General features: G+C 44.4%; 9 protein-coding genes, 1 tRNA gene and 1 rRNA gene. 8 read left to right on the top strand and 3 right to left on the bottom strand.

The annotated features are described in order from the left end of the window. Positions 1-3: 3 nt before the first annotated feature. Positions 4-726, top strand: a complete 723-nt coding sequence (locus H8S64_RS21315; protein ID WP_186978655.1) for an ABC transporter permease — start codon at positions 4-6, stop codon at positions 724-726. Positions 727-739: 13 nt separating this feature from the next. Then, positions 740-2236, top strand: coding sequence for a GldG family protein (locus H8S64_RS21310; protein WP_099294421.1), 1497 nt, complete (start codon positions 740-742; stop codon positions 2234-2236). Between the two features lie 15 nt (positions 2237-2251). Here H8S64_RS21310 and dapA read toward each other — a convergent pair whose 3' ends face one another. After that, a complete protein-coding gene (gene dapA, locus H8S64_RS21305) occupies positions 2252-3124 on the bottom strand; it encodes a 4-hydroxy-tetrahydrodipicolinate synthase (RefSeq protein ID WP_186978654.1) in 873 nt (290 codons plus the stop codon). Between the two features lies 1 nt (position 3125). Beyond that, a complete protein-coding gene (locus H8S64_RS21300) occupies positions 3126-3644 on the bottom strand; it encodes a DUF6913 domain-containing protein (protein WP_099294425.1) in 519 nt (172 codons plus the stop codon). 164 nt (positions 3645-3808) lie between these two features. Here H8S64_RS21300 and H8S64_RS21295 point away from each other — a divergent pair. The 6 genes from H8S64_RS21295 (at position 3809) to H8S64_RS21270 (ending at position 12035) form a co-directional block, all read left to right on the top strand. Beyond that, positions 3809-3881: transfer RNA gene (locus tag H8S64_RS21295), tRNA-Arg, on the top strand. 114 nt (positions 3882-3995) lie between these two features. Then, a complete protein-coding gene (locus H8S64_RS21290; RefSeq protein ID WP_141561007.1) occupies positions 3996-4580 on the top strand; it encodes an RNA polymerase sigma factor in 585 nt (194 codons plus the stop codon). A 69-nt stretch (positions 4581-4649) separates the two neighbouring features. Beyond that, a complete protein-coding gene (locus tag H8S64_RS21285; RefSeq protein ID WP_186978653.1) occupies positions 4650-5852 on the top strand; it encodes a FecR family protein in 1203 nt (400 codons plus the stop codon). 41 nt (positions 5853-5893) lie between these two features. Continuing rightward, positions 5894-9391: a SusC/RagA family TonB-linked outer membrane protein gene (locus tag H8S64_RS21280; protein WP_186978652.1), complete on the top strand. Its 3498-nt coding sequence runs from the start codon at positions 5894-5896 to the stop codon at positions 9389-9391. Between the two features lie 18 nt (positions 9392-9409). After that, positions 9410-10846: a RagB/SusD family nutrient uptake outer membrane protein gene (locus tag H8S64_RS21275; RefSeq protein WP_186978651.1), complete on the top strand. Its 1437-nt coding sequence runs from the start codon at positions 9410-9412 to the stop codon at positions 10844-10846. Positions 10847-10865: 19 nt separating this feature from the next. Then, positions 10866-12035: a TlpA disulfide reductase family protein gene (locus H8S64_RS21270; protein ID WP_186978650.1), complete on the top strand. Its 1170-nt coding sequence runs from the start codon at positions 10866-10868 to the stop codon at positions 12033-12035. A 236-nt stretch (positions 12036-12271) separates the two neighbouring features. Here H8S64_RS21270 and rrf read toward each other — a convergent pair. Then, positions 12272-12382 (bottom strand): 5S ribosomal RNA (gene rrf, locus H8S64_RS21265). Positions 12383-12388 lie beyond the last annotated feature (6 nt).

Below are 12388 nucleotides of genomic sequence, written 5' to 3'. Positions count from 1 at the left end.
TTCATGGGCGCAGTAAAAGTTATCATAGATAAAGAATTAAAAGTCGCGTTCAACTCGCTCGCGATATACATTATTTACACGGTTTTCTTTTGCATAACGGGATTCATCTGCTGGTTCTCGTGGAAAAACGTATTTTACACCGGACAAGCCTCTTTGAGTTACTTGTTCAACGTGTTCTACTGGACGCTTTTTTTCATGGTTCCCGTGCTCACGATGAAAAGCATATCGGACGAACGAAAGGACGGCACGTTCGAACTCCTGTTCACGAAACCGATAAAACCGTGGCAATTCCTTTGCGGTAAATTTTTCGCGATACTCCTGCAAGTCATTCTATGCCTGTTACTGACTCTGCCCTATTACATTACGCTGACATCACTCGGGCATGTGGACTATGCTGCCGGGATTTGCGGCTACCTCGGACTAATACTGGTTAGCGGTTGCTACATCAGCATGGGCATATTCGCGTCGTCATTGACGTCAAACACGATTGTTGCTTTTTTCGTCACCTTTGCCATCGGGATATGGTTCCAATTCCTGTTCGAGTTTATTGCGGGACTGTTCGGCTCCGGTTTCATCGCTGCCCTGTTTACTTATTTATCCATGGGCGAACATTTCGATGCCATTCCCCGCGGAGTCATCGACACGAAAGACTTTGTATATTTCGTCAGTATTGTAACCTTGTTCCTCGCGCTAGCGAGATACTATATCAGTCGAACCAGAGCCTAATATATACCTAGTGATGAAAAACAAATTCATATATAACCCCACCTTCCTGATTTTATCACTGATAGCGGTAAATATTGTCTCCTATTTCGTTTTTGCCAGAATAGACCTCACGAGCAACAAGAAATACTCGTTGAGCCCCGTGAGCAAAAATATGATTAAAAAAGTCGATAAAGACGTTTCCGTAACCCTTTTCATGTCTGAAGGACTTTCGCAGGATAAAATGAAAATGGGACGGGAATTTAAACACTTGCTCAAAGAATACAAAACCCTTAGCAACAAATCGTTCACGATCACCACCATCACGCCGGACAACGACTCGAGAGAAATACTTGCCTTGGAAGCCGGCATACATCCCTTCTCCCAAGAGAGCATGGAAAGAGATATGGTGAAGATCCAAAAAATCTACTTCGGGGCAGTCATACAAATCGGGAACAAAAAATCGGTCATCCCCCTTATCAGCCAACATACCCCGCTGGAATACGAAGTGACTCGCATGTTAAAAGAAGCGTGCGACACGACAAAACCGAATATAGGCTTCTTGCTGGGACACAACGAAATGCTCCGCGACAAGATCACCCAAATCAGACATGAACTTTTCCGAAACGCACGTTTGGAATCATTATACATCGACCAATTCACAGACTTGAACCGTTACAAAGTGATTTGTATCATGGGTCCCAGAGACAGTTTCAGCAAGGAAGAGATCAAACGACTCCAAGAATACTTGAAGCAAGGCGGAAGACTGTATATCGCGCTGAATCACGCGGTCGGACAAATCACAGCAAGTCAAAATAACGGTTTTATCAATCGTGTCGGTCTTGAAGATATGCTGGAAAACTTCGGACTGAAGATCAACTATGACTTCGTGATCGATAGCTATTGCGGACGAATCCGGGTATCTCAAGGACCTTTTTTCCTATATCAAAGTGAGGTCAGTTTTCCGTATATGCCAACCATACAGAAATTCAGTTCTCATGTTATCACAAACGGATTGAATGCCATATCACTACTCTTCGCGAGTAGTATGACAAACGTGAAAACCACTTCCGCCTACACGTTCACCCCGTTGGCAAAAACTTCCCCGACATCGGGAGTACAAGAAGTTCCCGTGTTCTTCGACATACAGAAGACGTGGACCCGCCATGACTTCAACCGCCCGAACAACGTCGTGGCCGCCTTATTGAATAATGAAGACGACAAAAGTGCTATCATCGTCATCTCGAATGCCAGCTTCATGGAAGACAATGACTACGATGCCCTTCGCCTAGACAACATCAGGTTTGCCATAAACTCTATCGAATGGTTGGCTGACGATTCCGGGTTGATAAAATTGAGGAACAAATACATAGTGAATCAGACATTAGAACCGGTAAGTAATTCATACCGGACATTCTTGAAATATTTCAACTTTTTCTTGCCTATCGTCATTATACTATTAATCGGCCTGTTCCAGTACAGGCAATACAAATTAAAAAGACTAAGACGTTCCCAGTCCGGATATATAGATTAAAATGGAAGGTGTGTTTTACACACCTCGTTTCAATTTCTGGTACAAAGAATCACTCACCTCGCACAAGGGCGAACGTAGTTTTTGACTGGCAATAACCCCTTTGGCATGCAAGGCTGCTTTCACCCCGGCAGGATTTCCCTCCTCGAAAAGAGCCTTGAACATCTCCCCCAAGCGCAAGTGAATATTTTTCGCTTCCCCAAATTCTCCTTCCAAAGCCAAATGCACCATAGTAGAAAAGTCATACGGCAACACGTTCGCGATCACAGAGATAACCCCACTCCCGCCAATAGAAATCAAGGGCAGGGCAATGCCGTCGTCACCCGAAAGGAATATAAAATTCTCCGGCATCCCGGCAATAATGGAAGTCGCCTGTTCAAAATTACCGGCAGCCTCTTTTATCGCGATAATATTTTCAAAATCAAGAGCCAGTCGCAACGTGGTTGCAGCCGTCATATTCACGGAAGTACGCCCCGGGACATTGTACAAGATTACCGGAAGAGGCGAATGTTCCGCGATAGCTTTAAAATGATTATATAATCCCTGCTGTGAAGGCTTATTATAATAAGGTGTAACACTCAATATTGCATCTCCCTGCCTTAAATAAGGTAAGGTGTCAAGTTCCTCCACGACATGAGCCGTGTTATTTCCTCCAACACCCAAGACAATCGGCAACCGCCCGGCATTCTCCTCCGTGATCACGTTCACCACGTAAGCCCTCTCCTCTAGCGTCATCGTTGCGGCCTCCGAAGTAGTACCCAAAGCCACCAGATAATCGACACCACCGTCTATCACGTAATTCACGAGGTTTCTTAAAGAACTTTCGTCAATATTTCCCATTTCGTCAAACGGAGTAACCAAAGCAACCCCTACTCCCGAAAACTTTTTCATCTCAATACGTATTAATCTTTGTGAATAACTTAAACAAACGATCTACAAAAACGTCCGTATTCCGGACATTGGCAAACATAATATCATGCTCCACTCCCTCTCTGGATATACCGACCTTGCACGGCGATTTGGCATATCGTACAATGTAATCCCCCAAAACATCGGGCTGCATAGAAATGTCTATGAACACCCCTTCCGTCTTCTCCAACACCTCCCGCAACTTGGCATCCCGGATTTTCCCACCATACGTAATAGAAGACTCATCCGCGTACAATGCGTCTCCCGATCGTTCAAATACCGATTTGGACTGCCGGATAAAAGAAAGCAAATGCACTTCCATATACTTTGCCAGAGATTTTCTGATTTTATCTACCTCTGTCCAAGAAATATCATCAGCCACCCAGAACAACACACATTCCTTCGCCGCCTCTAAATTTTGAAATGCCAAAACCCGCTCGTCCTTGACTGCCACATCCTTTAAATGATATCTCTTGAATTTCTCGACTATAAATTTAAGCATATTCTTCTATTTGTACTTGAACAACCTAACGCAAAAGTAGTAATAAAAACTATACGCACCCCGCTTTGTTATTTTTCAAACATAAAAAAAAGTATCTGAAAAAAAACACGAAACTCTTGCATAAACAAAGAACATTCCATACCTTTGCCACGCAAAATAAACAAGGACTCGTAGCTTAATGGATAGAGCACTTGGTTACGGCCCAAGAGGTTGTGGGTTCGACTCCCGCCGAGTTCACGAAATCCCCTGAAAGACATCTTTCGGGGGATTTTTGTTTCCGGTAATGTCATCCCCTTTGCATTTTACCGGATTAATACTAACTTTACCACTCCACGAAAAGGAATACCGACAGTGACAGATAAAACCGAATCAACGATTATTCGCCTGCTGGCAGCCGGAGATGAACGGTGCATGAAAATAATGTTTGACATCTACTATCAACCGTTATGCACTTATGTCATGCGCTACCTCCTTTCCGTCGAGGACGCTAAAGACATCGTTCAATCCGTCTTCATCTCTTTCTGGAACAACAAAAAGGGACATCCGTTTTCAGGCTCTATCCGTTCCTATTTATTCGGCGCTGCAAGTAAAGCCTCTTTACAATTCATGAGAAACAAAGGCAAAACCTATTTCGTGGACATTGAACTGCATATTGATGACTTTCTGGATGAAATGCTTCATGACGACGAGGCAGAACTCGAAAAAATCAAAGAACAACTGTACGCCGCGATAGAAAATCTCCCCACCAATCCTCAAAAAGTATTAAAAGCCATTATTTTCAATAACACGCCTTATAAAACCGTGGCGGAAGAAATGCAGATATCCGTTAATACCGTGAAAACCTACTACGCCCGTGCGCTAGAAGCTTTGCGCAAGTCAATAGACACCAAAACATTCTCCCTCCTCTTTCTCTCTTTCCTGCATTCTGAAAAATAATTTCAAAATTTTATTCTATTCGTGTCACCCATTCTCATTTTTTGGGAATATCATATAAAACAGTGACACATGGAACATAAAACAATATACGAACTGATAGCGGAATACAGCAACGGCACCCTCTCCCCGGCGGCGCAGGAACAACTCCGCCACCTCATAGACAATGACAAGGAAGCCCGGAAACTATTTCGGGATATCCGGGAAGCAGAGAAACTACTAAAAACAATACAGGCACAAGAAAAACTTTCACCGCAAGAAGCTTGGGAAAACTTCTCCGAAACATTAACACACACTCGCCGGAAGAACAGACGCCTGCACCGGATTATCGGAACTGCTATTGCAGCCTCTGTCGCTTTAATCCTGCTCTTTATATTCCCGGATACACGATCGACGTATGCCCCGGAGCAACAAGTTGCTCAAACTCAAATCGAACCCGGCAGCGTGAAAGCTGTACTCAGCTACGCCAACGGCGAAACTGTCAACCTAACCTCCTCGGCATCTTCCCGCATCGTGGCTCCCGACGGTTCGACTATTGTAAACGACTCTCTGGAAGGATTACAATATAACAAGGATAATCGGGAAACAGGGCAAACCGCCCCGCTTCATATGATTACCGTTCCCCCGGGTGGTGAATACCGTTTCACGCTGTCAGACGGCACACGTGTATGGATAAACTCGTCCTCCGAAATACAATTCCCCAGTCAATTTTCCGGGAATACAAGGGAAATTTACATGAAAGGAGAAATATACTTGGAAGTGACGCCGGATAAATCCCGCCCGTTCATCGTGCATTCGGGCAACGACCGGATTCGGGTACTAGGCACGAAATTCAACATAACAGCCTATCCCGAAGAACAAAAAACAATTACCACACTCGTCTCCGGAAGTGTCGAGTTCGAACACAATAACTCGAAAATTCGCCTCTCGCCGGGAGAACAATCCATCATGGACCACACGACCGACAAACTGGAAAAACAAAAAGTCGATGTATCAATCTATACCTCATGGATTAGCGGAGCCTTCGAGTACGAGAATATGCCCTTATCATACATTGCCCGACAACTGTCCCGCTGGTACGACGTGCAATTCACCTTTGAAGCGGCGGAGTTCCGGGAGCACCCCTTTACAGGCATCGTGAAGCGAAACCAAACCTTGGAAGAAGTCCTCACGATTATCGGCAAGACAACAAATATCAAATTCGAAATATCCGGAAGAAATATTATTATAAAGAAAGCGGAAGATGCTGCAAACATCTCCCGTTTAAACAATTAATTCCATTCTCTAGGTGGAAAAAACAATTAAGGTACAATGTTATGAAAAAAAATCCATTTAAGAAACAGCATTTGAGTTTATTACTCATTTTCCTATTCGTATTCGGCATGGGGAGTTACGCTGACACTCCCGTGAAAAAAGTGACTCTGGACGTGAAGAATATACCTCTTCGCAAAGTATTCAAACAAATCAAAGAACAGACCGAAGTAAAATTCATTTACAGCGAAGTCGAAATTCAGAAAGCCTCAAACGTCACCTTGAAATTCGAGAACCAACCGTTAAAAACGGCATTGGATCTTATTTTCAAAAACCAGCCTTACACCTATGAAATCGAAAGCGACATCGTTATCGTGAAGCCGAAACCGGCGACCGACACCCCGGAAAAGAAAAAAACACGCACGATCAAAGGTCAGGTACTGGACGAAAACAACCAGCCCATCGCCGGAGCTAATATCTGGCTGAAAGGAACCACCACCGGAGTACCTTCCGACGTCAACGGAAACTATGTTCTTACATTCGACGAGAAATATAACACCGTCATGGTATCCTTCATCGGTTACAAAACCATTGAAATGCCCTTGGGTAAACAGGAAGTAATCAACTTCAAACTGGAACCCGACAAGGAAACCTTAGACGAAGTGGTGGTAACCGGATACCAAACCATTTCCAAGGAACGTTCTACCGGAGCTTTTGCCAAAGTAAGCGCCACCACTCTCGAAACCCGTCGTTTGGACAACTTGTCCTCCGTACTGGAAGGACAGGTCGCCGGGTATTCCGACGGAATCATCCGGGGAGTATCAACCATGAATGCCATGCAAACCCCGCTTTACGTGATTGACGGCTTTCCAGTGGAAAACACGACTATCGACGCCTACGGCAATGTCACGGAAAACATACCCGATCTCAACATGGAAGACATCGAAAGCATCACCATATTAAAAGATGCCGCCGCCACCTCTATCTACGGGGCACGCGCTGCCAATGGTGTCGTTGTCATCGTGACCAAAAAAGCCAAACAAGGCAAGACTCAAGTACAACTTTCCGGCTCGTTTACCATTCATCCCTATTCCTACTACACGGGTAACTTGACCAATTCGGCCGATATCATCGAACTGGAAAAATACTGGGCAACACAAAACGCCGAATTAAACAATGGCATAGACCGGGCGATTGCCGAGGCTGAAAACCTCCGGAACAACTATTCCACCCTACCCAGCGCAGGGACCAATATCTTACTCGACCTTTACACGAACAAGATTTCTCAAGCAGAAGCGGACGCGAAACTGGCAGAATTGAGCTCTCGGGGATTCGGCTTTTACAAGGATGTAGAGAAATACGCCAAACGCAATCCTTTCTACCAGCAATACAACCTGAGCGTAGGCAAAGCCACAGACCGGAATAACTTCAACCTCTCCGTCAGTTACCGGAACAACAAAGAAGAAGACCGATACACGAAAAACGATCAAGTCGGGGTAAATATCACAAATTCACTTCAACTGACTTCTTGGTTGAAAGCAGATGTCGGTGTTTACATCAGTTTCAAGAATAAAACGGAACAAACATACGACTTATTCAGTTCTTACAGCGCAGGCTTCACCGCGAGTCCCTACGACCGGTTAAAAGAAAACGGCACGCCCGTCACCATTGCCGCCCAGCAAACAAAGACCGTGAGAGATAATATAGCCAATTACGGACTATACAGTCTGGATATCGTACCGCTTGACGAGCTCGACAGACGTTTGAACAAAACCAGAGAATTTAACAACCGCCTGTACGGGAAACTGGATATCAAAATCCTTCCGTGGTTATCCTATAATACCATGTTCCAATACGAATACGGGGTAAGCCGCTTGAAACGTCTGGAAGAAATGGAATCTTTGAATACCCGCCAAACGGTCAATAAATTTGCCACGAACAATAACGGAGAAGCCTTGTATAACCTGCCCGCGGGGGATATATTCTACACGCAGGAACATCATTCCAACGCATATAATTTCCGCCAGCAAATCAATGTTGACAAAACATTCAACGACTTGCACAACGTAACATGGATCATCGGGCAGGAAATCAGAAACACCAAGCTGGAATATAACAGTCTTACCCGCTACGGCTACGACAGCGGATTATTGTCATCACAATATATCGATGAAACCAAACTGACGGCAGGTTTCTCCGGTCTGATGAACTCGTGGGCATCGCTCACCTCTCCCCGGTCACAATCGGAATTGGTAAACCGTTTCGTGTCATTCTATTCCAACATAGCCTATTCATTCGACAACCGTTACACCCTCTCCGGCAGTATCCGTTGGGATCGTTCCAACCTATGGGGTACAAACTCCAAATACCAGAACAAACCGTTATGGTCTGTCGGGGCAAACTGGAATATCAACCGGGAAAGCTTCTTTAACGTAAACTGGATAGATTTACTAAAACTTCGGGCATCATACGGTATTGGCGGTAATATCGCGAAAGACGCCGCACCCTATCTCACGGCCAATTACTACGCAAGCACCTTAGTCGGAGGCTTATACGGAAATATCTCTTCACCTCCTAATCCAAACCTGCGTTGGGAAAAAACAACGACCATAAACGTCGGTATAGACTTTTCAGTGCTCACGGGACGCTTGTCCGGAACGTTTGAAGTGTACAACAAAAAAAGTGTAGACCTGCTTGCCAACCAAATGGGCGTACCCACGGAAGGTTTCGGGTACAGAACCCTCTCCTTCAACAACGGGGCTATGCGTAACCGGGGATTTGAATTGACTCTCCAAGGTGACATCCTCCGCGAAACCGAAGTCAAATGGAACGCAGGATTCCTTTTCGGGTACAACAAAAACAAAGTAACCAAGATTAATGTAACTGCACCCGTGTATTATCTCCAAATGGATTATCCTATGGCATACCCCAGAGAAGGAAAACCTTATAACGCTATTTACGCTTACAAATGGGCAGGATTGAGTGAAAAAGGAGAACCTCAAATGTACGATTTGAACGGAGAAATCACGACAACGAAATACACGGATCTCGAAGCGATCCATTATGCCGGAACAAGTGTTCCCGTTTACAGCGGTTCCTTCACGAACACATTGAACTACAAAAACTTTGAATTTTCATTCATGCTGCTTTACGCGGGCGGTCATAAAATACGCAACACCAATATTCCCACGATCAGCATGGGCAGGACGGTCAGTATGACGAACAAAGACATCCGTAAACGCTGGCAAGAAGCAGGTGACGAGGAAAAAACCAATGTTCCCCGCCTCTTGTTCAGCACATCCCCGGAATTTAATTACGCGCGGGAAAGCATATACGGGAAAGCAGACATTCACGTGTTGGATGCATCCTATATTAAAATCAACAATCTCTCGCTCTCGTACAGAGTTCCGGTTGAATGGGTGAAGAAAATCGGTCTTGGTGCAGCCCGTGTACAATTCAATATCGAGAATTTAGCCACCCTTGCATTTAACAGCAAAGCCGGAGTTCTTCTGGGAAGTAAGAACAAACCGAATTACGTTTGTGGACTCTACCTGAACTTTTAATTCTAAAATCGAAAGACCATGAAAAAGAAAATACAATATATACTCGTAAGTATCAGTCTTCTGATAACAGGAGCTCTTTTTTCCTCCTGCAACGACTTCTTAGACATTCTACCCAAAGGAGAAAAAATCCCGACAACCCTCGCCGATTTCGATGCTTTTATCCGGAATGAATCAAATCATCTTAACGATGCCACACAAGCCATAAATCTATTGAACGACGTGTACATGAAACCGAGTTCCCTCACTTCTGTGACACTAAATTCTATCAACTACAACTGGCAGGAGAGCGAAGATCGCATCGAACAAAACAATTCCGATGAAGCCCTCTATTACTATTCCTATTCCGCCATCGCGAATTGGAATCTTATTATCAGCAGCGTACCCGATGCCACGGAATGTACCCAAGCAGAACGGGATGAATTGATCGCTCAAGCAAAAGTACTCCGGGCAATGAATTATTTCTATCTGACAAACTATTACGCGGAAGCCTACAACAGCACAACTGCCGCCACGAAGCTATCCGTTCCCCAGATTCTCAGTATGGATATGGGGGCTCCCTCTACCCAGATCACGATCGAAAAAATGTATGGATTCATTTTACAAGACCTTACCGAGGCTCTTCCGGCTCTCCCCGAAGAAGGTACTACCGTCCTGCACCCGACTCTAGGAACCGCATACGCCATGTTGGCACGGGTATATCTCACCATGGGCGATTACACGAATGCCTTAACATACGCGGAAGAAGCCTTGAAACAAAACGATGAACTATATGACTGGCGTACCTATTACGAGCAAAACAAAGAACAAATAGAAAAACCGGACGATTGGTCAACCAGTTATCCCGCTATCGGCTTGAATAACCCGGAAAACTATATTTTCCGCTACGGGACCAACACACAAAAGAACTTCGGACAAAGCGGAGTCAACGGAGCTTTAACCATCACGCGTGCCGCCCTTTTTGAAGAAGGCGATGCCCGTTTTGCCTCTAAATGGAAAGCGAAATACGAAGCACCCGATGATATATTCTATGGTATCCGTAATGATAAATTTAACGGTGGTGGAATCTCCACGCCCGAAATGTATTACATAAAAGCCGAATGTCTTGCACGCAAAGGAGGACAGGAGAACATCGACGAAGCCATGAATGTTCTGAACGCCGTACGTGTAACCCGTATCTTCACGGATAAATACGCTCCACTCTCTGCCGCCACGACAGAGCAAGCCGTGAAATACATCATTTCGGAAAAAGCGAACGAATACGTGCAAACCGCCATCCCTTTTTGGGATATGCGTCGCTTAAATCAAGATGCCCTGTACGCCCGGACACTCACGAAAGAGTTTAATGAAAGTACACTCACCCTATCCCCGACTTCGCACCTGTGGATAATGCCCTTCCCGTTGGGAGCTACAAGCAATCCGGGGAACGGAACCATAAAACAAAATGTAGAACGATAAGCTTTAAAACGACACGATAATGAAAACAATAATAATCATGATACTAGCCATCATCACGCTAGCCACCACTGCTTGTGCTTCAAAAGATTCATTTACAATCAATGGAACAATCACCGGCTTAACCGACGGAACAGAAATTTGCCTCGTGCCGGGTTCTACTCACAAACAAGAAAAAACCATTGCAACGACAACTCTTTCTAACGGCAAATTTACCTTTTCCGGTCAAGTTGAATCACCCCGGATGTTCTACATACAATTGAAAGAAAATTCGGGCGTAATACAAGTAATGGTAGAGAACGGGGTAAATGCCACTGTTACAAGCAAGGTAGAAACCCGGGATAACAATGGTCAAGAATGGACCTCTTTTAGTGATACAAAAGTATCCGGCTCCCCCATCCACGAGGAATTTCTCAAAAAAATGGCATTTAAAGAAGAATTAGAACAGATGTTTATGAGCAAAAATGAAAAACACAAGGTAATCAGCGCCCAAATAGGTGAAGCCAGAATGAATAAAAACAAAATTCTCATGGACTCTCTTGCCAAAACAAAAGAATATCAGGAAATGGCTGCAGACGAAAATCTTTTTTTCAAAGCTGCGGGGGAAAAGACAAAACAAGCCGTCATGGATAACAAGAATTCTTGGTGGGGACCTTTCCTTATGTTGCAATCCATGAGTTGGTTCGAGGAAGAGCAAAAAGAATGGTTCGCGAACTTCTCACCGGAAGCGCAGAAAAGTTATTACGGTCAAATTGTTTATGAAGAACTATATCCGGAAACCCTCGAAGGCAAACAAGCCCCTGACTTTACCGTAACTGACTCTCAAGGTAAAACACTCACTTTACAAGAACTAATAAAAGGCAAAAAATACACACTCATCGACTTTTGGGCATCTTGGTGTGGACCATGCCGTCGGGAAATTCCCAACCTGAAAGCCTTGTATAAAGAATTTGCAACCAAAGGTCTTGAAATAATCAGCATATCCATAGACAAAGACAATGCTGCATGGCAAAAAGCACTTCAAGAAGAACAATTTCCTTGGCCTAATTTCTTGGATAAATCAAATATCGCCGATGCATACGAAGTAAAACTTATCCCCGCGATCTTCCTTGTAGATTCAACAGGAAAAGTCTTATCCATCAAACTACGAGGCAAAGCATTGGAAGAAAAAATAAAAGAGTTTCTCAAGTAAGCATATATCATTTCACACAGCAGAAAAGAGTAGGTATTCCTACTCTTTTTTTCATTATCTAAAAGCAAATAAATTAAATACAGTCTACAACGCAAGAAAAGCAACCTGCAACTTGCCGAAGGCAAATGTAACCTGCAACTTGCAACTCGCCGGAGGCGACTAAAACAGAGGATGAGCTAGAATACCATTTACATCATAAAAAAAGAGCGACTCTTTTCAGAATCGCTCTTCTCTAAATCTGGCATCGACCTACTCTCCCACCTCTCGGCAGTACCATCGGCGCTAACGGGCTTAACTTCTCTGTTCGGGATGGGAAGAGGTGGATCACCGTCGCTATAGACACCGTTTAATAA

Origin of the sequence: Butyricimonas hominis (assembly GCF_014287455.1) — a bacterium.
GTDB lineage: Bacteria > Bacteroidota > Bacteroidia > Bacteroidales > Marinifilaceae > Butyricimonas > Butyricimonas muris.
This window is presented reverse-complemented; position numbering and strand designations above follow the sequence as displayed.

Coding starts and splice junctions, on each gene's coding strand:
- H8S64_RS21315 (WP_186978655.1), top strand. CDS start 4: ATGGGCGCAGTAAAAGTTATCATAGATAAAGAATTAAAAGTCGCGTTC.
- H8S64_RS21310 (WP_099294421.1), top strand. CDS start 740: ATGAAAAACAAATTCATATATAACCCCACCTTCCTGATTTTATCACTG.
- dapA (WP_186978654.1), bottom strand. CDS start 3,124: ATGAAAAAGTTTTCGGGAGTAGGGGTTGCTTTGGTTACTCCGTTTGAC.
- H8S64_RS21300 (WP_099294425.1), bottom strand. CDS start 3,644: ATGCTTAAATTTATAGTCGAGAAATTCAAGAGATATCATTTAAAGGAT.
- H8S64_RS21285 (WP_186978653.1), top strand. CDS start 4,650: ATGGAACATAAAACAATATACGAACTGATAGCGGAATACAGCAACGGC.
- H8S64_RS21280 (WP_186978652.1), top strand. CDS start 5,894: ATGAAAAAAAATCCATTTAAGAAACAGCATTTGAGTTTATTACTCATT.
- H8S64_RS21275 (WP_186978651.1), top strand. CDS start 9,410: ATGAAAAAGAAAATACAATATATACTCGTAAGTATCAGTCTTCTGATA.
- H8S64_RS21270 (WP_186978650.1), top strand. CDS start 10,866: ATGAAAACAATAATAATCATGATACTAGCCATCATCACGCTAGCCACC.